We start from the raw sequence: 19,329 nt of genomic DNA on the forward strand, positions 1-19,329 counted from the left end.
CCCCATGCAAACTGCGCCCACTCCGTCCACCCCCTCCGTCCGCGGGACCCTGTGGGGCATGGGCCTGGCCATCGGCGCTCTGCATCTGCTCGCCTGGGGCGGGTTCGCACTGCTGGTCCTGCCGCACAGCTACCGGACCGGCGACGGCGGCGCGGTCTTCGGTGCAGGCCTGGCCATTACTGCCTACCTCCTGGGGGTACGGCATGCCTTCGACGCCGACCACATAGCTGCCATCGACAACACCACCCGGCGGCTTGCCGTGGGGTCAGAACGGCCGGTATCCACGGGGTTCTGGTTCGCTCTGGGCCACTCGACGATCGTGGTGGGGGCAGTGGCGCTGCTGGCCGCCGGGGTGGACGCCCTTGCCGGGCAGCTTTCGGACGACGGTTCAGCGCTGAAGCAGGTTTCCGGCATCTGGGGTCCAGCGGTTTCCGGCACGTTCCTGCTGCTGATCGGGACAGTCAACCTGGTTGCCCTCGCCGGTATCGTGCGGGTCTTCCGCCAGCTGCGCTCCGGCAGTTTCCGCGAGGAAGAGCTTGAGGCAGCGCTGGAACAGCGCGGGTTTATCAGCCGGATGCTGGGGCCCGTTGCCCGGCGGGTGGACCGGCCGTGGAAAATGTACCCGCTCGGTTTCCTGTTCGGCCTTGGCCTGGACACCGCGACCACCATCGGCCTGTTTGTGGTCGCCGGCGGCGCCGTGGTTCTGTTGCCCTGGTATGTGGTGATGATCCTGCCGCTGCTCTTCACCTCGGGAATGGTGCTCTTCGACTCCCTGGACGGGGTGCTGATGGCGAGGGTTTACAAGTGGGCCTACGATGCTCCGGCGCGCAAGGTGTTCTACAACCTCGTCATCACCGGCGTTTCAGTAGCCGTGGCGTTCCTGGTCGGCGCGGCGGTGCTGGGCGGCCTGCTCACCGACCTACTGGGTCTCCAGACGGGGCCGGTGGCCTGGCTCGGCGGGCTGGACCTGGAGTACTTCGGGTTCGCCGTCGTCGGGATTTTCCTGGCCGCCTGGGCTGCTGCGGCAGCCTACTGGAAGGCATCGGACGGGCTGACCCGCTGACCCGCTGACCGGGCGGCCGGGCGGCCGGGAGGCCCGGGGGCAGCTTCCCCGTCTACCGGGGCCTCCCGGCGGACGCCTTGCCGGAGCCGGACGGCAGTACCAAGGCGCGGGGTTCAGCTATCGCACGGTTCAGCTATTCCGTAACGGGGTTCCGCTATTCCGTAAGCTGATCCTTCCAGCGCACGTACTCCGGCTGGACCAGGCGGTCGGCCTGATGGGCCGAATCAGTCAGGGCGCGCAGGACAGCGCCGTCGGCGGCCAGCTCAAACAGGTGTGCCGCGGGGGCGGGGTTTCCCGGGCCGGTGTTTTGGCCCGGACAGGCGCTCGGGTCCAAGCCGGTCCCCGCCCCCGGCCTGTGCCCCGGCCCTTGCACCGGTGCTGGACGCCAGCCGGCCGCCGTCGCGCTGGAGAGGACCTTTGAGGTGCCCAGCACGCCGATGGCCTGCCGCCGGACGCCGGTAAGGTCCAGATCCTCGTACAGGAAGTCACCGCCGGGACCGGTCAGCCGGGTAACGCTGCGCAGTGCGCCACCGGCTTCGCCCGAGCGTCCCAGCACCAGGGTCTCCCGGATCAGCACCCGGGCTCCGGCGCCCATCCGCACACGGGTCTGCCGGAAGACATCCGCTCCGCCGGCAATCACAAACGGTGCACCGTCCCAGACCAGTGCCGAATCCTCACCCAGGACGGCGTCCAGCGACCAGCGCGAGGCAACCCCTTCGGCGTCGTAGGCCACCATCCCGGCCGGTTCGATCACCTCCAGCGTGACCCCGGGACCAACGTTGAGCTCGATCCGGATGTCGTCCCCGCCCAGCAGCATCATGTGGATCCCAATCAGGGCAACGCGCAGATGCGGGGTCCCTCCGTCCGGCGCGCGCAGCGGGGCACTGACCGGCCGCGGCGCCAGATAGAGTCCCTGGTCCAGCACGGAGAACCGGGCTCCGTCCCCCGAACGTTCCACGGCAATCCGAGTGGGCCGGGAGCCGGTAGCCACGGCGCCGCAGACAGGATCAGTGACGGTGGACAGCACCGGGCTCCTCGTCGTGGCTGTGGATAAACCCTCCGTCCTCATCGGCGTGGAAGTGCGGGGCCATGGGCCCAGGGTCCTGCGGGATGTGTGAACCGGCGCGGTGCCGGGCGACCATCCAGCGCACCCAGGCACTGAGCTGGTCGATTGTTTCCAGGCGTTTGCGGGACAGCGCCAGGACCGGTCCGCCCTCGCGCGCTGCGGTGGCGTCAGCAACCATCTGGTCCACATCCACGTCCACGTGCGGGGCCAGATCGATCTTGTTAATCACCAGGAGGTCCGCGCGGGCTATGCCGGGTCCGCCCTTGCGCGCGACGTCGCCGCCGCCCGCGACGTCGAGCACGAAGATCTGGGCGTCCACCAGGGCAGGGGAGAAGGTCGCGGTGAGGTTGTCGCCGCCGCTTTCCACGAGGACCAGGTCCAGGGGAGCGAAGTCCGCTTCGAGGTCCTCGACGGCCAGCAGATTGGTCGTGACGTCGTCGCGGATGGCGGTGTGCGGGCAGGCCCCGGTTTCAACTGCCCGGATCCGCTCAGCGGGCAGGACACCGGCCGAGCGAAGGAACCGGGCATCCTCATCCGTATAGATATCGTTGGTGATCACCCCGATGTTCAGTTCATCGGACATCGCCCGGCAGACCGTGGCGATCAGTGAGCTTTTACCGGTCCCCACGGGTCCGGCGACTCCGAGGCGCAGGGAACGGGTGGACGGGGGTGTGGCGGACGGGTGCATGGTGTTTTCAGGCAACGAACAGTCTCCTTGTTCTGGTGGTGTGGTCTTCGGCCCAGTGCTCCATCCACGGGGCGCTGAGGGCGGGCAGGTCTTCGAGGCCGCGGGCGGCCACGGCGGATTCTGCGACGCCGTTGATCTCGCCCTCAGCGGCAAGGATCCAGCCTGCCGCGGTCATGGGATCGATCGGCAGCAGCTTCAGGGCAGCGGACACGACGGATTGGGCATCGTCGTAGCAGCAGAGCCGGGCCAGCGGACCCTCCGTCATACCGAGTGCGGCTGCGGTCACCCCGAGGGCGACCGGCCGGGTGGGTTTCGGCACGGTCTGTTTCAGGAGCACGACGGCGGGATCAGCGGCTTTCAGGGTGCCGGCCAGGCGCAGCATGCCGCGGCCGAGACGGCGGGATGCGTCGCGCTGGGCGGCGGACGGCGTGCGGGCGTCGAGTGCGGCTTCCAGTTCCACAAAGCCGGGAGGGGCCGTTTCCTGTCCGGTACCCCGGCGCGGTTCAGAACCCGTTACCGAACCGGGTTGCGGAACCGGGCCGGCGGTGCGGACCGCCTGTGCTGCCCGGAAGGCCAGCACAGCGGCGCATGCCTCCATCCGCACCACGGTGGAAAGCCGCGCCAGCAAGTAGGGGTACACACCCTCGACGCCCAGCCCGGCGAGCACCGCGGGTTCCATGCCCGCGGAGTGTGAATAGGCGCCGGACGGCAGCCGGGAATCGGCGAGCAGGAACCCTGCCAGGGCAGAGCCGGTGTCAGACATGGTGCACCGGCCTAGAAGAGGGTGTAGCGCTGGGCCAGCGGGAGCTCGGAAACCGGTGCCGGTTCAATGACCTGGCCGTCGATGCTGACCAGGAATGTTTCCGGATTCACCTGGATGTCCGGCAGCGCAGTGTTGTTCGGCAGGGACGCCTTAGTGACGTTGCGGGTGGAGGCGATTGCGGTCAGGGAGCGGGTGAGTCCCAGCTTTTCCGCCAGGCCATCCTCCAGCGCGGCCGGGGCAACGAACGACGTCGAGAGGTGTGGTGCCGAGGACGCGCGGCCGGCGAGGGCCTCGCGCATCCAGACCGGCTGCGGAGTGGGCAGGGAAGCGTTCGGGTCGCCCATTTGCCCGGCCACGATTGCCCCGCCCTTGATCACGATTGAGGGACGGATGCCGAAGAACGCCGGATTCCACAGCACCAGGTCGGCCATTTTGCCGACCTCGATGGACCCGACCTCCCCGTCAATGCCGTGGGCCACCGCGGGACAGATCGTGTACTTGGCGATGTAACGCCGGACCCGTTCGTTGTCCGCGGGCAGGGAGGATTCCGTGGTGCCCATGTAGCCCTTCATCACGTGTGCCACTTGCCAGGTGCGGGTGATGGTTTCGCCGATCCGGCCCATGGCCTGGGCATCCGAAGAAGTGATGGACATGGCGCCGAGGTCTTGGAGGACGTCCTCTGCCATCATGGTGTTGGCCCGGATCCGGGATTCGGCGAAGGCCAGGTCCTCCGGGATCCGCGGGTTGAGGTGATGGCAGACCATCAGCATGTCCAGGTGCTCGGCCACCGTGTTTACGGTGAAAGGCAGGGTGGGATTGGTCGACGCCGGCAGTACGTTGGCGGCCGCCGCCACGGTAATGATGTCCGGGGCATGGCCGCCGCCGGCACCTTCGGCATGGAACACATGGATACCGCGGCCTTTGATGGCGGCCAGGGTGTCCTGAACGTAGCCGGCCTCGTTCAGCGAGTCCGCGTGCAGGGCCACCTGGACGCCCCAGCTCTCCGCCGCCGTGAGCGCAGCGTCGATGGCTGCGGGAGTGGAGCCCCAGTCCTCGTGCACCTTGTAGCCGGCGGCGCCGGCAAGGGCCTGCTCTTCGAGGGCGGGCTGGCTGACCGTGTTGCCCTTGCCGTAGAGCAGGAAGTTCATCGGCAGCGTATCGAGGGCCCGGTGCATGACCTGAAGGTTCCAGGCTCCCGGGGTCGCAGTGGTGGCCTTGGATCCCTCGGCCGGCCCGGTGCCGCCGCCTCCCACCGTGGTGATCCCGGAGGCGAGGGCTTCGCGCAGGGCGTCAGTGCCGAGCAGGTGCACGTGCGTATCGATTCCGCCGGCGGTGAGGATCCTGCCCTCACCGGCGACCACCTCGGTTCCCGGCCCGATTACCAGCGCCGGGTCGATTCCGTCCATGATGTCCGGATTGCCGGACTTGCCGATTCCGGCGATCCGGCCGTTTTTCACCCCGACGTCGGCGCGGACGATTCCCCAATGGTCCAGGATCACCACGTTCGTGATGATCAGGTCAGGTGCGCCTTCGGCTGAGGTCCGGGTGGCCTGGGCCATGGACTCACGGATGTTCTTCCCGCCGCCGAAAACCGATTCGTCCCCTCCGAAGGTGTAGTCCCTTTCCGGGGAAATCCAGAGGTCCGTGTCCGCGAGCCGGATCTGGTCCCCGACGGTGGGTCCGTACAAATGGGCGTAGTCGTGCCGGCTGACCTGCATGCCTAGGCTCCTTCGGGGGAGGTGCGAATCTGGAGTCCGGGCACAGTCCCGCTTCCGGCGAACCTCACCAGCAGCACTTCGCGGGAGGCCCCGGGCTCAAAGCGCACGGCGGTTCCGGCCGGAACTCCCAGCCGGAAGCCGGCTGCTGCGGCCCGGTCGAAGGAGAGGGCTGAGTTCACGTCCGCGAAGTGGAAGTGCGAACCCACCTGGATGGGCCGGTCGCCGTCGTTCATCACCACCAGCGTCCGGGACCCGCGGCCCGCATTGATGTCCAGAAAGCCCGAGGCGGTCCGGATTTCACCGGGAATCAGGGGCCCGCTCATGAGATGGGATCCGTGATGGTGACGAGTTTGCGCCCATCCGGGAAGGTGGCTTCGATCTGCAGGTCCGGGATCATCTCCGGAACGCCCTCCATGACGTCAGCGCGGGAGAGCACACTGCGTCCTTCACTCATCAGATCGGCCACCAGGCCGCCTTCGCGGGCGCGTTCCATCACCCAGCAGGAGAGCAGGGCAACGGCTTCGGGGTAGTTGAGCCTTAGCCCGCGTGTCCGACGGTCGCGCGCGACCATCCCGGCAACACTGAGCAGCAGCTTGTCCGTATCGGCAGGCGTAAGAAACATGGGGGAAGTCTTCCACCGGCATGTTTCAGGTTGTCGCCACTGTGTTTCCGGGACGTTGCGGACTTACGGGAAGGCTTTCTCCCGGGGCCAGGAGCTACTTGCTCTTGCCCTTGCCCTTATGCGAGTGGGCGTGCGCATCCTTGGCGTCCTTAGCAGCCTTCACGGCGGCGGCCGCTGCTGCCGTCTTCACCGGGGTGGGAACCTTAACGACCTTGACCTTTTTCTTGTTCTTGGTATCCAGAATCAGTGCCGCAGCGATCCCCGCCAGCCAGATGTCCTTCGCGAACGGCACACCGGCGTTGCTCGGCCGGAAGCCGTCGTCCTCCGTAAATTCCGGAGTCTTCAGGTACATGGTGACCATTCCACCGGAAAACGCGCCCAGCGCCAGACCGGCCAGCTTACTGGGCACAAACGGTGTCAGGAGGAACAGCCCAAGCGTGATTTCCGCGGCACAGAGGAGTTTGCCGAACCGCACTGGTTCCAGGTCCAGGACCTGGGGGAAGGCATTTCCGGCCAGATGCTGCAGCCCGGCCGCTGATTCGGCGTCCAGGTTGCGCTTGTTCAGGCCGGAATTGAGGATGTAGGCGCCGGTGGTGAGCCGCAGCGGAATATGGCTGAGTTTCATAGTGGTTCCTTACGGGGGTCGGCGGTTTCACGCACGAGCCTACGGCCGGGCAGGGGCCGGCACCAGAGCGGGCAACAAAAACCGGGCTGGCCGGCGGGTTCCGGACCGGCACTTCATGAACGCCGGATGGCTTGCAGGTGCACATCGGGTGCCGGGGCCAACACACGGCCGTAAAGTTACCCCGATCATCTTATTTCTGCTTTGATTAAGCCGGTACCGAGCTTCCGAATCCCCGACGACACTAGACGACACCGGACGACACTAGAAGGTCAACAATGGATTACCTCCCGGCCGAACATCCCCGGCCGCGACACTTCATCCTTCATCTGAGCGACACCCATCTGCTGGCCGGCCCCGGCCCGCTCTACGGGACGGTGGACAGCCGGGCGAAGCTGCTCTCCCTCTTTGCGCGGCTGGAGGCGGCGGAGCGCCGGCCCGAAGCGATAGTTTTCACCGGAGACCTCGCAGACAAAGGCGAGGCGGCAGCCTACGACTCCCTTCGGGCAATCGTGGAACCTGCAGCGCAGCGGATGGGCGCCCGGGTGATCTGGGTTATGGGCAACCACGACCGGCGGGACACATTCAAGGAACGTCTGCTGGATGAGGCGCCGGACATGGCACCGATGGACCGGGTCTATGAGGTCAACGGCCTGCGCATCATCACCCTGGACTCCACGGTTCCCGGCTACCACCACGGCGAGCTCAGCGGAGCCCAACTGGTGTGGCTGCGCTCCGTCCTGGCGGCTCCGGCACCGGACGGGACAATACTGGCCCTGCACCATCCGCCGGTTCCCAGCGTCCAGGACCTCAGTGTCCTGGTGGAACTTCGGGATCAGCGTGCCCTGGCGTCTGCCCTGGAGGGAACGGATGTCCGGGCCATCATTGCCGGCCATCTGCACTATTCCACCTTTGCCACCTTCGCCGGCATCCCAGTGTCCGTTGCCTCGGCCACCTGTTACACGCAGGACCTTGCGACGCCGGGAACCCGGGGGCAGGACGCCGGGCAGGGCTTCAACATGATCCATGTCTATGAGGACTCCGTGGTCCACTCGGTCGTGCCCTTGGAGGAGCAGGAAACCGTGGGGGAGCGGGTCGATGAGACAGAGACCCGGCGCCGGCTTGAAGCCGCCGGAATCCGAATCCTCGAGGCCCGGAGCATGAGCCACGCCTGAGGACATGAGCCGTGCCTGAGAGCATGATCCACGCCTGAGGAGCGGAGATTTACTGCCGGGCCATTTGGCCCCGGTCAGTCCTGCCCGGGTTCCGGACCGAGGCTGAAGAACCGCCCTGAGATACTCGTGGGCGTCAGCTCAACATAGCGGTGTTTTTCAGTTCGGACCCACGGCCGCAGGGGGAGCTCCTCGGCAGCCTCGATCTCAGCAGCGCGCTCGAGTTCCCGGGTGGTTCCATGGATGACGACGGACCAGGCTTCGTCGCTGTAGATACCATCCACCTCGAAGGCGACCTGGGAGTTCACTGTCAGCTCCGCCAGTTTTGTGCCGGGCGCAGTCCGGAAGAGGATCACGCCGTCGTGCGCGTAATAATTCACCGGGAAGATGTCCGGCCGGTTGCCGACGCTCAGTGCCAGCCGGCCGTGGAAGGTTTTTTCGACGAACTTCCAGGATTCTTCGGCCGTGAGTTCGACAACGGGCGGCTTCTCATCGCTAGTCATGCCCCAAGTGTGCCAAGCGGACAGCGTGGCCGCCACCGCCGGGGCGGCAGCGGGGTCTTGACCCGGGCCGAAGAGGTTAGAAGAGTGGCAGGGGAACCTTTGAATTTTTCCCGGAATACCTCAGCCAACGCTAGGGGAAGACGATGACGGATGATGAGAAGTCCTATGAAGCCCAGGCGCCGCTGACCACGCGGCAGGGTCACCCGGTCTACGACAACCAGAACTCGCGCACTGTCGGCCCCCGCGGGCCTGCGACGCTGGAAAATTACCACTTTCTGGAGAAGATCAGCCATTTTGACCGGGAACGGATACCCGAGCGGGTGGTCCACGCCCGGGGTTTTGTAGCCTTTGGCGAATTTGAAGCCACCGGCAAATGGGGCGGGGAACCGATCGAGGCTTATACCCGGGCAGCGCCCTTCGCAGCCCCGGGTAAAAAGACCGACGTCGCCATCCGTTTCTCCACCGTGATCGGCGGGCGGGATTCATCCGAAGCGGCGAGGGACCCGCGCGGCTTCGCGGTGAAGTTCTATACCGAGGAGGGTAACTGGGACCTGGTAGGCAACAACCTGGGTGTTTTCTTTATCCGGGACGCCATCAAGTTCCCGGACGTGATCCATTCGCTGAAACCCGATCCGCTGACGTTCCGGCAGGACCCGGCCCGGATTTTCGACTTCATGTCCCAGTCCCCGGAGTCCATGCACATGCTGGTAAACCTGTTCAGTCCCCGCGGCATCCCTGCGGACTACCGCCACATGCAGGGTTTTGGGGTGAACACCTACAAATGGGTGAACGAGGAGGGTGAGACCAAGCTGGTGAAATACCACTGGCTGCCCAGGCAGGGGGTGAAGTCACTGACCGAAGCCGATGCAGCCAACATCCAGTCGGGAGACCTCGGCCATGCGTCGAAAGACCTGTACGAAGCGATCGAGTCGGGCGACTATCCGCAGTGGGATCTCTTCGTGCAGATGATGGAGGACAACGATCATCCGGAACTGGACTTCGACCCGCTTGATGACACCAAGACCTGGCCGGAGCAGGACTTTGTACCCCGGTTGGTGGGCACCATGACGCTGAATCGCAACGTCTCCGACCATCACGAGGAAAACGAGCAGATCGCGTTCGGAACCGGCGTGCTGGTGGATGGCCTGGACTTCTCCGATGACAAGATGCTGGTGGGCCGGACCTTCAGCTACTCGGATACCCAGCGGCACCGTGTTGGGCCGAACTACCTGCAGCTGCCGGTGAACTCGCCTAAGCATTCCCGCCATGCAACCAACCAGCGCGGCGGGCAGATGTCCTATGGCGTGGACCTGGCGCCTGGCCAGAACCCGCATGTGAACTACGAGCCGAATATTACCGGCGGACTGCAGGAGGCGCCCAAGCCCGCCCACGAGGAACAGGGGCCGGATCTTACGGGCAAGCTGACCCGCAAGCGTATCCCGCGCACCAATGATTATCTGCAGGCCGGGCAACGCTACCAGCTGCTGGAGCAATGGGAGCAGGATGACCTGGTGAAGAACCTTTCCGACAACATTTCCGAAGCCAGCCGCCCGGTGCAGGAACGCATGCTCTGGCACTTCTACATGTGCGACGACGAACTGGGCTCCCGGGTCGGCGAGGGCCTCGGTATTGGCCTGGACGAGGTCAGGGACCTGGGCCCGCTCGCCACGCAGACCCTGAACGGCGAGGAAACCGCGCGGATGCAGAACCTGGGAAGCAACGGTCCGCGCAACGTCGAAGGGCTGACCATGACCCACTGTGTCCCGGACGAACACGTGGTCATCGGCCGCTGAGTCCTGCTTGACCCAACGGCGGCGGCCGGGCACCTGCCCGGCCGCCGCCGTCGTTCTGGTTTAGCTTTCCCAGCTTCTAGCTTTCCCTGGTTTAGATTTCCCAGGGTGCTTTGATCGGGAAGTACTTTTCCAGGAAGCCGGTCACCCGGGCGGTGCGTTCTTCGGTGGGGACCTCGGGGAAGGAACCGTCATTGAGGCAGAACAGGTCCTTGTTGCGCTTCTCCAGGAGCCGGTCCATGGACTTGAGCCCACGGTAGGACGTGGTGTCCACGTACTTCACCTTGGCGGTTTCCTGGGTGACAGCGCGCCCGGTCAGCAGGGCGTAGTAGTGGTAGAGCGAGTTGGTGACAGAGATGTTGTCCTTCGCCCGGAACCTGCTGGCCGCCGTGGCAGCGAATTCCTCCGGGAATACGGCTTCCATCTCCACCAGGACACTCTTGCGCAGCGGTGCGGCAGTGTGTTCCAGGTGCCGGGTGGTGATGCGGCCGAAACGCTCCCACAGGAGGTGCCGGTTGACCCGGGCGGCGTTCTCGAAGCCGCTGCGCTCGGGATCGTTGGCGCCCAGCCCGATCCGCGTGCTGGCCTCAATGAATTTCGTGATCCCGCCGGGGGAGAAAAACAGATCCGGACCTACGGGACGGCCAAAGAACATGTCGTCATTGGAATAGAGGAAGTGTTCGGACAAACCCGGAATGTGCTGGAGCTGGGATTCCACGGCCTGCGAGTTGAACGTCGGCAGCACCGACGGGTCGCGGAAATGTTCCACGGCCGGCACGAAGGTCACCGAGGGATGGTCGGCCAGCCAATCCGGGCGTGGGGAATCCGAGGCGATGAAGATGCGCCGGATCCAGGGCGCGAACATATAGACGGAACGCAGCGCGTATTTCAGTTCGTTAATCTGCCGGTAGCGGGCTTCGTGGTCGTCACCTTCGCCGACGACGGCGTCCTGCATCAGGGCAGCACGGCGGGCGCGGTATTCCGGCGAACTGCCGTCCACCCAGGAGAAAACGAGGTCCACGTCGAAGCGGATGTCCGTGGCGTGGTCAGCGAACATGTTCTCGATGGTCGGCCAGGTCAGGCCATGCTTATCCACACTGCCGCGGACCACCTCAGAAGCGGGAAGGGTGCGGCGGGTCAGGGAGTTCTCCACCGGGAGGGTGATTTCGGTGTCGCCGAGGTCCCAGAGCTCCACCTGGACACCCGCTGAGGGGCCGAAGACCAGGTTGGTGCCGCTGGTCCCGCGGGGCCGGAACAGCCGGATGATGCGGGTTTTTTCGTGTGGGGAGAGCTCGCCGTCGGCAATCAGCAGGGTGCGGGACTTCTCGGTGTCCACGCTGCGGGAGTAGAACGGCTCGTCCCGGCAGGCGTCAACCAGGGCACTGCGCAGCTGTTCACGCAGCCGGATGTCGATCGCGATGACCGGACGTTCGTCGTTTCCGCGGACCAGCAGGTAGTCGATGCCCGCGCCGTCCAGCACGCGCCGGACGAAGAGCAGGTCCTCCACCATCGCCTGGTGCGGGGTGAGGCCGGTGTCCATCAGGGTCAGGCGGCCCTTGATTTTTTGGACGTTGGGGCGGTGCTCCACCCGTTGGATAACGGCCAGGGAGGCGGTCTGCAGATCTTCGGGCTCGCTCCCGTCTTCGGGAGTTCCAAAGTAAACGTCGTGTTCGGCGGAGATATCGGTAATGGGAGCCTCCAAAAGGGGTCGGGCGCAAGGCAGATGGTTGTGGAAATGTGCGACGCTGCACTGGTACTGGACTCCCGCAGGCGCACCGGGGCCGGTTTGGCCGAACGGGTGCGTGGAACTGCGGAAGCTATGGGTGGCACGGCGGGGGCTGCGTAGCATGGTTGCTGAGCACGCGGAAACCTCCGGGAGCCGATGTGAGATACCGTAACACCCTGATTGCGGCGGGAATAATGGGCGGCCTCTGCCTGCCGTCCTGTGCGGTGTCTCCGGCGCCGGATGCCGCACCGGAGAGTGCTTCTCCCGGCTGGGCAACCTATGCCGTTGAGCGCTCTGACCTGGAGTTTGAGTACCGTACCGACTGGTCGGTGGAGGAAGTGGCGGCCCTGGCAAACGATCCGGCCGGCGGGGTGTCGCTGCGCGTGCACGACGCCGGCGGAAGAGTGATTGCCTGGCTGGACACGGGGATCATCACCGACCAGATCTGCACGCCGTTGCCGGAGCCGGTGGCGTACACCGAATACGATGCTGCGCCTATGCCGGGGCTGATATCTGCCCAGGGCACGGTGCAGCGGTTTGTCTACCGGTCAGTCGTGCCGGCCGGTGGAGGAGAAGCTCAGGTGACCTACGCCGTCGTCAGCGCTCCGACTCCGTCCGCAGAGGAGGCTGCCTGTGGGCTTTTCGATTTCTTTACACTGACGGAGTCCAGCGGCGGGCGGTTCGCCGGGGCGGTTCCTGCGGACGGTGGGGCTGAGGCTGGGGCTGGGGCTGGGGCTGGGGCTGGGGCTGAGGGTGAGGCTGGGCCGGGGCCTGGGCCGGGGCCTGGGCCGGGGGATCATCTGGAGAAGGCAGCGGCGTTTGAGGAATCTCAGGAGTTCCGTGATGTGAAGCGGATGCTGGTTTCCCTGCACAATGCGGGTTGACGGGTTGACGGGTTGACGGGTTGCTGGTGGCGGAATTTCTGCTTTTTGGAACGCTATTTCGGTGGCGCCCTGTGGATAAGTCAGTATGCTTTGCGGCAGTTTGAGTAGCATCTACCGCACTGGTCCTGATGGCTGAACCCGGGGGTCTTACATGTTTAGTCTCTTTGAGCGTCGCCGTGCTGCTGCTGCTGGTGTTTCCGGCGCCGGTGCCGGTGCAGGATTCACGGCTGGCGGGTGGCTTGCTGTTGCAGTCGCGGGGGCTTTGGTGCTGTCGGGGTGTTCCGGTTCGGGGGACCGGGGTGCGGATGCTGCCGAGACTCCAAGCGTGAGCTCCTCTCCGAGTTCTCCGGAAGCTCCGAGCCCATCTCCGTCTCCCTCTGCTGTGTATAAGCCGGCGTCGGCTGAGGGCCCTGCGGAGAACGTGCCTCTGCCGGTGATGCCGGAAGAGGCGAAAGTCGAATCCAAGGAGGGGCTGATCGCTTTCGCAAGGCATTGGTATGACCTAGCGAACTATGGATATGAAACCGGGGATGTTGAGCCGTTGAAGGCCATCAGTGGGCCGGCCTGTTTTGCCTGCGGGAATTACTACAGTTCTGTGGAAGTCGGCTTTCAAGGTGAGGAATGGATCGCAGGAGCGAAAATCCTCATTCAGGGAACGGACACTACGTACGCGAGGACTGAAGGAAACCGGGTACAGGTTCTTGTCCAGTTCGTCCAGGAACCACTTGAGTTCTATGGAGCATCTGGACTCATGGCCACAGAGCCTGGAAATGAATCGCCTTCGGTTCAAATGATTGAAGCTGTATTTGAAACGGGGAGTTGGAGAGCTGTTGACGTGGTGACCATCCATGAATCGCGCTAGCCTCCACCGATATGGAATTGCCTTAGCACTGACGACCCTCGCTCTAGCACTCGTTGTAGTCGGCCATGGAAGGGCATATAGCGATACGAATGGCACGGGGGGAATGTCAGAAAGTGGAGTCACTGGCGAATCATCCTTTTCCTATGACCCCGATAACAAAGTTTGGACCACAAGACCGGTTGGCTTCGCTGATGACCCTCTGGGCTATCGTTTCGAACCAGTGTGCTTCGAGGATCAGAACGCGGGGGATCTCGACTGTCTGGTCCAGGCGGCCAGTTGTTCTGCCGGTCCTGACGGACGGTTGGTCTGGTGGTTTAGTGGGCTACGGTCCGTAGACCCGTCAACTTGGGCGCGAATCAGCAGCAGTCCGTCCTGCATCTACTCCGAAGACCCCGCAGCTTTTGAAGAGCGGCTCCGCGCAGCGGTGCTCTCCGCGTTCCAGGAAAGTCCGATTGCGCCCGGTCAATTGTCAGTACAGCCGAGTCCGCACACGCTTATCGGAGCGCACACGAATGTGTATGTCGAAGCCGGTGAGCAGGTGTTCGAGATGAATCTGCTCGGCCAGTCGATCCGGATTGTTGCCAGTCCCACGGAATATACCTTCGATTATGGTGACGGAACGTCTTACGGCCCGGCTCGGGTTCCCGGCGGGCCGCTTCCTGAATCCCGCTGGGGTGAACAGACCGCAACGAGTCATGCCTATGAGGCCACCGGAGATTTCCCGGTGACCGTGACGACGTTCTTTTCCGGCGAGTATTCGGTCAACGGGGGCCCGATGGTTCCGATCGATGGCCGGGCCCAGGTGACCTCGCCGGCTCAGCTGCTCAGCGTGTGGCGTTCAGAATCCCGAAACGTGGCGGATGACTGTCTGGTCAACCCGGCGGGTGTTGGCTGCTGATCCGGCTGGGGCACCCGCGGATCCACTTCAGCCCTCCGGGACGGGCACTGCGAACAGCGTCCGGGGATCCTGCAGGAGCGCTGGATAGGTGAAGGAAGCCCGGTTCAAGACCTCGCCGGTCAGCGACACCCGCCGCCGGGCCGTGTCATTCGTCAACGTGACCGGTCCAACCTCTCCCAGTTCCAGCCGGGAACGGTCAGATCCGAGCAGCGCGACGGGATCGCCGTCGTTCATTACCTCCAGGAAACGATCCAGCTGGCGGCCTTTCTTGCCGGTGATCGGAGTCCCGCGGGCAGAGAGCATGGGCAGCTCAATGACCGGCCCGTCCGGGTCCCGGACCGGGCGGGCGATCCACAGCCACCGGTCAGCGGGTTCGGTGGGAGCTGTCGGGACGGCCGGTTCCGGCCAGATGTAGGGCAGGCCGGCGGGTGTCCCGGGGAACAGCTCTGCATAGAATTCCGGGTCCTTCACCAGAAGATTGGACCGGTGTCCCTCATGAAACGCCTCGCCGCCCAGCCATGGCGGGCGGGCGACGACGTCGGACCCGGCCTCCGGTGCGAACTCCAGCAGCTGCTCCCGGACCGTGTCGGCAAATCCGCGGGCTACCCACTCATCCGTCATTGCCAGTCCGTAGGAGGTCAGTGCGGGAACGTACCCCATCCACATGCGGGTCGCGGGATGGCTCTGCCATCCGTAGTCCGGGACCACAAGGGCGCGCAGGATCTGCAGGGTCTCAACCCGCTGCTTGCCCAGCCGGGGTGAATCCAGGACCCGGGCGCTGCGTGCAAAACTCTCGTAAGGGAGGAAGGTCTGCACGGATCAGCCCGCGGATGTGAGAGGCCGGGCAAACACAAGATCGTCGAAAACGTGAGGTCCCAACGGGAATTGCTTGCGGCCGACGACAGAGAATCCCGACTTTCGGTAGAAGGCCTGCGCCCGCAGGTTTATGTTGTTCACCCCGAGCCACACCGTGTCCACCTCCGCCTGCTCCGCAGTTTCGAGGACCGCAGCCATCAGCCCGGACGCTACGCCCCGCCCGTGGGCGGCCGGATGCGTGTAGAACTTGGAGAGCTCCGCCGTCAGACCGGGGAAACCCGCCAGAGCAGCTAAGATCTGCGGATCGATGGGCGGTTCCAGAACCAGCAAGGCGTAGCCCACCAAGCCAGAATCAGCCCGTGCCACGATGACCCGGCGGGCAGGATCGGCGGCGTAACCCGCAAAGGCGTCCTCCGACAGTGCCTGTGCAGCAAATTCAGCCGCCTCCTCCGCCGTGACAGCGGGCGGGCAGGCAAGCGGGAAGGTCAGGGCGGCCAGCGAAGCCAGTGCGGCAGTGTCCGTATCCCGCGCCGGACCGACGGCAAATTCCACGCGGTCAGTATTCGGCATACAGTTCACCCGCCATCAATGGGACATCCAGCCGGTTGTCCGGTCCGGGCAGCGGGCAGGCCCAAGCCTCGTCATAGGCACACGAGGGATTGTAGAGGAAGTTGAAATCCAGGACGAGCGAATCACCGCCGCCGGTGCCGAGATGCGCACCCTTGATGGTGTCGAGCAGGTAGCGGCCTCCGCCGTAGGTGCCGCCGTCCTTGCCGGCGAGGGCATCGCGCACCGGCAGGAAGATCCCGCCGCCGTACGTGGCCAGCCGCCACAGTGCCAGCTCGCCGACGCCGGGAATGCGCACGGTCCCCAGCCGCTCGAAATACACCGTCCCGTCCGTTCCGGTGGCGGTCTCGAAACGCTGCCCGGCGCCGTCGTCGTCAATCACCGCCTCGAAACGCAATGCAGGATCATAGGGCGCGACGGCGAGACCGGTGAAACGCGCTTTCGCTGCCTCATCCAGGGGCGAGGCCTCATGGGTGCCGAACATTAAGTTCCGTTCGCGGCGCCACAGATCGTGGGCGGACGACGGCGATTCGTCCGCAGCTGCGCGTCGAACCTGGGCATATACATCGAACATGCGTCTGCGCCAGTCAGCCGTCCGGAGTGCCGAAGCAGGAGAAACCATAGGCCCAGCGTAGTGTGTTTGGCGTGACTACCGGACTTCTCATTGTGGTGTTGACCTCGATCTTTATCGGCGCGGTCGCCCAGCGAATCGCCGGTCTCGGCTTCGCGCTGCTCATTTCCCCCTTCCTGGTCATCATCCTTGGAGCCCACGGCGGCGTCCTGATGGTGAATGTCTGCGGATTGATTTCCTCCCTCCTGATTATGTTCCGCGTCTGGAAAGAAGTGGATTGGAGTATGTACCGCTGGTTGTCGATACCGGCGGTCATCGGCAGCATTCCTGCTTCGATTGCGGCCGTATACCTGCCGGCCGCGCCCATGGCCGTCATTGTGGGCGGGATTGTGCTTGTTGCCTTGGGGGCCTCGCTGGTGCTGGCACGGAACTCGGTGGTGGTGACCGGCAACAAGGCGAAGGCAATTGCAGGGTTCGCGTCCGGCGTCACGAATGCCGTGGCCGGCGTTGGAGGTCCTGCCGTCAGCGCTTATGCCGTGATGGCGCGGTGGCCGCAACGGCCGTTCGCAGCCACCCTGCAGCCGTTTTTCGTGACCATTGCGATCGTCACCCTGAGCGTGAAGCTCACGATGGACCCGGGGCAGATGCCTCCGTTCAGCGCGCTGGTGTGGATCCTGGTCGGGGTCCTGATTGTGGCCGGCATCTACGCTGGCGAGCAGCTCCAGAAGCACATCAGTGACGAACACGTACGGTTCGGCGTTATTGTCATAGCTTTCCTTGGTGCTGCGGCAGCAATGGCCAAGGGATTGTTCGACCTTTACGCGTAACCTCGGCCGCTACGCGTGATCCGGTCCTGGCTGGGACCGGAACTGGAGCGCTGCACGCCGTCCGCGAGGCAGCGGACTCGGCCCGCCCGAAACCGTGGGAAATAAGCAGGTAGAAGGGGCTGAAAGTCCCGTAACTGCTGGACGCGTGATCCGTCGATTTAGGGCCTCAAATGTCGGTGGCAGCTGAAAGTGTTGGGGTATGAAGAGCTCCCCGAACACACCGTTTTTCCGGTCCGCGGACCGGAAGATGGGGGTGTGCCGGGGGGCTTCCGATGGCGGACGGTGCAAAGATTCTGCCGGTTCCGGGGCCGGGGCTGGGGCTGGTCCAAATACCGGCGCTTCGGGTGCCGGTATGAGGCGGGACACTGGCGCCGCTAGCGGCTACCCTGAGACCGCCGATTCAGGTTCAGCCCCGGGAGGCATCCGTGGATCTGTGGCTGTATTTTGTGCTGACCCGGCGGCTGACCCGGCGGAGGACATCGCGGGGATCCCGGAGGGTTTCGACGGGAGGCTGTCCCTGCGTTCGGCGGAGTTGCTGGGATTCGCGGAAACCGTAGAGGCATTGGAGCGGCTGGGTGTGCTGATCTGCTGGGCCCAGGCGCAGCAGGCCAGGACCGCGGCGCGGCTGGAGGAGCTTTTCGCGCGGGACATTGCCCGGGCTGCCGGCCGGGAGGATCCGGGATTGGCACTGTCCCTCGCGGCAGCTGAGGCTGGTGCGGTGCTGAATCTGCCACATATGAGCGCGATGCGGTTGGTGAGTGAGTCCTCACGGCTGAACCGGGAATACGCTCAGACACTCGCGAGGCTGGCCGAGGGCCGGATCGGGTACCAGCACGCACGGATCATCCTGGACGAAACCCAGTTCGTCCCCGACGGACCGGACCCGGATGCCAGCACAGACCGCGACGCCGGTCCGGCTGGCGGTACAGGCAACGGAACAGACAGCCGAGACCCAGGGGAAGACACCCAACCCGAGTTGGATCTGCTGGGCACAGCAGGTTCTGGCGACGATGGGAGTAATCCGGAATCTGTGAATGCGGAGCCGGTGAGCGCGCGGCAGCGTTTCGAAGCGGACCTCCTGAGTAACGCTGAGGGCCGGACAGCGGCGGGATTCGGGAAGAAGGCCCGCCGGCTCCGGGAGTCCCGGTTTCCAGAGACGATCCCGGTCCGGCACCGGGACGCGTTTGAGAAGCGGCGCGTGTGTTTCGACGCGCTGCCCGATGGAATGTCCTGTCTGACGGCGTTCCTGGCTGCGGAGCAGGGGCAGGCTATCTACGCAGCCCTGTCGGGTGCGGCCCGGGCCGGAAAAGCCGCCGGTGACCCTCGAACAATGGACCAGCTGCGCGCTGACACCTTGGCCACGGTAATGCTCGACGGCGGCAGGCCGGCGGACGCGGCCCCAACGGCCGTGCTGCGGGAGGAAGGAACCCGGTCTCCGGGCCCGGCGTTCCCGGCTCCTGCAGCCCCGGTACCTCCTGCAGACCCGGAAACTCCCGCAGCACCGGCAACGTCTGTGGCTCCCGCGGGTCCAGTAACTCCGTGGGCGCCTGGTGCCCACGGGGCTTCGGCAAGGCCCGTGGCTCCGGTAACTCCGGCAACGTCTGTGGCTCCCGAGGTTCCAGTAACCCCGTCAGCGCCTGCTGTTCCCGATGGCCCTGCGGTTCTCCCCTCTCCCGAGGATGCGGTGGGGAGACCGGCACCTGCAGATCGAAAGGGGAGCGGCGCGCCGAAACGGGTTGGTCGGCGGGCGGAGCGGCACCGGAATCAAACCCGGACGAAGACTGAGGTGATGGTACTGATCAACGTTGACACCCTCGCGGGTTTGGACGATGCCCCAGCCGAATTGAACGGATACGGTCCGATCAGTCCTGAGGCAGGTCGGCGAATGGTTCTGCAGGCCCTGAGCTGGACACCACTGTTACAGGACCCAACGACGGGAGAGATTCTCGGGGTGGGACGAAGGCGGCGGATACCTGCCGGTCTGAAACGTTGGCTCCAAGCACGGGACGGAACCTGCCGATTCCCAGGCTGCGCCGTTAGCGTGACCCGCTCCGAAATCGACCACACCACTCCCTGGGCCCGGGGCGGCCCCACAGAGCATGCGAATCTGGAGCACCTCTGCCCCAAACACCACCGGTTCAAAACTCTCGGCCTTTGGAAGGCACGCCAAC

General features: G+C 65.0%; 19 protein-coding genes. 7 read left to right on the forward strand and 12 right to left on the reverse strand.

Going from position 1 to position 19,329, the window contains the following annotated elements:
- Positions 1 to 4 precede the first annotated feature (4 nt).
- Positions 5 to 1,063, forward strand: coding sequence for a HoxN/HupN/NixA family nickel/cobalt transporter (locus tag ArtHe_RS01760; RefSeq protein ID WP_248318482.1), 1,059 nt, complete (start codon positions 5 to 7; stop codon positions 1,061 to 1,063).
- 154 nt (positions 1,064 to 1,217) lie between these two features.
- Here ArtHe_RS01760 and ArtHe_RS01765 read toward each other — a convergent pair whose 3' ends face one another.
- From ArtHe_RS01765 to ArtHe_RS01795, 7 genes are all read right to left on the reverse strand, one after another.
- Positions 1,218 to 2,090, reverse strand: a complete 873-nt coding sequence (locus ArtHe_RS01765; RefSeq protein ID WP_248318483.1) for an urease accessory protein UreD — start codon at positions 2,088 to 2,090, stop codon at positions 1,218 to 1,220.
- A complete protein-coding gene (gene ureG, locus ArtHe_RS01770) occupies positions 2,071 to 2,817 on the reverse strand; it encodes an urease accessory protein UreG (RefSeq protein WP_248319630.1) in 747 nt (248 codons plus the stop codon). The genes ArtHe_RS01765 and ureG overlap by 20 nt, the downstream gene beginning before the upstream one ends.
- Before the next feature lie 7 nt (positions 2,818 to 2,824).
- Positions 2,825 to 3,580 carry an urease accessory UreF family protein gene (locus tag ArtHe_RS01775; protein WP_248318484.1) on the reverse strand — a complete coding sequence of 252 codons (756 nt, stop codon included), beginning with the start codon at positions 3,578 to 3,580 and terminating at the stop codon, positions 2,825 to 2,827.
- Between the two features lie 11 nt (positions 3,581 to 3,591).
- Positions 3,592 to 5,298: an urease subunit alpha gene (locus ArtHe_RS01780; RefSeq protein ID WP_248318485.1), complete on the reverse strand. Its 1,707-nt coding sequence runs from the start codon at positions 5,296 to 5,298 to the stop codon at positions 3,592 to 3,594.
- A 2-nt stretch (positions 5,299 to 5,300) separates the two neighbouring features.
- A complete protein-coding gene (locus tag ArtHe_RS01785) occupies positions 5,301 to 5,609 on the reverse strand; it encodes an urease subunit beta (protein ID WP_248319631.1) in 309 nt (102 codons plus the stop codon).
- Positions 5,610 to 5,617: 8 nt separating this feature from the next.
- Positions 5,618 to 5,920: an urease subunit gamma gene (locus ArtHe_RS01790; protein ID WP_248318486.1), complete on the reverse strand. Its 303-nt coding sequence runs from the start codon at positions 5,918 to 5,920 to the stop codon at positions 5,618 to 5,620.
- 94 nt (positions 5,921 to 6,014) lie between these two features.
- On the reverse strand, positions 6,015 to 6,545 hold the full coding sequence (locus ArtHe_RS01795; RefSeq protein WP_349238374.1) for a hypothetical protein: 531 nt from the start codon (positions 6,543 to 6,545) through the stop codon (positions 6,015 to 6,017).
- A 275-nt stretch (positions 6,546 to 6,820) separates the two neighbouring features.
- Between ArtHe_RS01795 and ArtHe_RS01800 the strand changes: the two genes are divergently transcribed.
- Positions 6,821 to 7,717 carry a phosphodiesterase gene (locus ArtHe_RS01800; protein WP_248318487.1) on the forward strand — a complete coding sequence of 299 codons (897 nt, stop codon included), beginning with the start codon at positions 6,821 to 6,823 and terminating at the stop codon, positions 7,715 to 7,717.
- A 74-nt stretch (positions 7,718 to 7,791) separates the two neighbouring features.
- Here the strand turns inward: ArtHe_RS01800 and ArtHe_RS01805 are convergent, their stop codons facing one another.
- The gene (locus ArtHe_RS01805; RefSeq protein ID WP_248318488.1) at positions 7,792 to 8,217 is read right to left on the reverse strand and encodes a pyridoxamine 5'-phosphate oxidase family protein; all 426 of its coding nucleotides are present in this window, start codon (positions 8,215 to 8,217) and stop codon (positions 7,792 to 7,794) included.
- A 143-nt stretch (positions 8,218 to 8,360) separates the two neighbouring features.
- Here ArtHe_RS01805 and ArtHe_RS01810 point away from each other — a divergent pair, with 143 nt between their 5' ends.
- Positions 8,361 to 10,010 (forward strand): catalase, encoded by a 1,650-nt coding sequence (locus ArtHe_RS01810; protein ID WP_248318489.1) that lies wholly within the window; start codon positions 8,361 to 8,363, stop codon positions 10,008 to 10,010.
- A gap of 91 nt (positions 10,011 to 10,101) precedes the next feature.
- Here the strand turns inward: ArtHe_RS01810 and ArtHe_RS01815 are convergent, their stop codons facing one another.
- A complete protein-coding gene (locus tag ArtHe_RS01815; RefSeq protein ID WP_248319632.1) occupies positions 10,102 to 11,628 on the reverse strand; it encodes a stealth family protein in 1,527 nt (508 codons plus the stop codon).
- A gap of 263 nt (positions 11,629 to 11,891) precedes the next feature.
- Between ArtHe_RS01815 and ArtHe_RS01820 the strand changes: the two genes are divergently transcribed.
- From ArtHe_RS01820 to ArtHe_RS01830, 3 genes are all read left to right on the forward strand, one after another.
- Positions 11,892 to 12,617: a hypothetical protein gene (locus ArtHe_RS01820; protein ID WP_248318490.1), complete on the forward strand. Its 726-nt coding sequence runs from the start codon at positions 11,892 to 11,894 to the stop codon at positions 12,615 to 12,617.
- 151 nt (positions 12,618 to 12,768) lie between these two features.
- On the forward strand, positions 12,769 to 13,479 hold the full coding sequence (locus tag ArtHe_RS17850) for a DUF6318 family protein (protein ID WP_282568704.1): 711 nt from the start codon (positions 12,769 to 12,771) through the stop codon (positions 13,477 to 13,479).
- Between the two features lie 103 nt (positions 13,480 to 13,582).
- Positions 13,583 to 14,377 (forward strand): hypothetical protein, encoded by a 795-nt coding sequence (locus ArtHe_RS01830; RefSeq protein ID WP_248318492.1) that lies wholly within the window; start codon positions 13,583 to 13,585, stop codon positions 14,375 to 14,377.
- A 27-nt stretch (positions 14,378 to 14,404) separates the two neighbouring features.
- Here the strand turns inward: ArtHe_RS01830 and ArtHe_RS01835 are convergent, their stop codons facing one another.
- The 3 genes from ArtHe_RS01835 to ArtHe_RS01845 are packed head-to-tail and all read right to left on the reverse strand — an operon-like array spanning position 14,405 to position 16,334.
- A complete protein-coding gene (locus ArtHe_RS01835) occupies positions 14,405 to 15,193 on the reverse strand; it encodes an MSMEG_6728 family protein (RefSeq protein WP_248318493.1) in 789 nt (262 codons plus the stop codon).
- A 3-nt stretch (positions 15,194 to 15,196) separates the two neighbouring features.
- Positions 15,197 to 15,763: a GNAT family N-acetyltransferase gene (locus tag ArtHe_RS01840; protein ID WP_248318494.1), complete on the reverse strand. Its 567-nt coding sequence runs from the start codon at positions 15,761 to 15,763 to the stop codon at positions 15,197 to 15,199.
- Positions 15,750 to 16,334: a DUF1684 domain-containing protein gene (locus tag ArtHe_RS01845; RefSeq protein WP_248318495.1), complete on the reverse strand. Its 585-nt coding sequence runs from the start codon at positions 16,332 to 16,334 to the stop codon at positions 15,750 to 15,752. Before ArtHe_RS01845 ends, ArtHe_RS01840 begins: the two co-directional genes overlap by 14 nt.
- 71 nt (positions 16,335 to 16,405) lie before the next feature.
- Between ArtHe_RS01845 and ArtHe_RS01850 the strand changes: the two genes are divergently transcribed.
- Complete coding sequence (locus ArtHe_RS01850; RefSeq protein WP_248318496.1) at positions 16,406 to 17,158, forward strand: sulfite exporter TauE/SafE family protein; 753 nt, start codon at positions 16,406 to 16,408, stop codon at positions 17,156 to 17,158.
- The last annotated feature ends 2,171 nt before the right edge of the window (positions 17,159 to 19,329 follow it).

The sequence above is a fragment of the Arthrobacter sp. Helios genome (assembly GCF_023167125.1).
GTDB classification, from domain to species: Bacteria; Actinomycetota; Actinomycetes; order Actinomycetales; family Micrococcaceae; genus Arthrobacter_B; species Arthrobacter_B luteolus.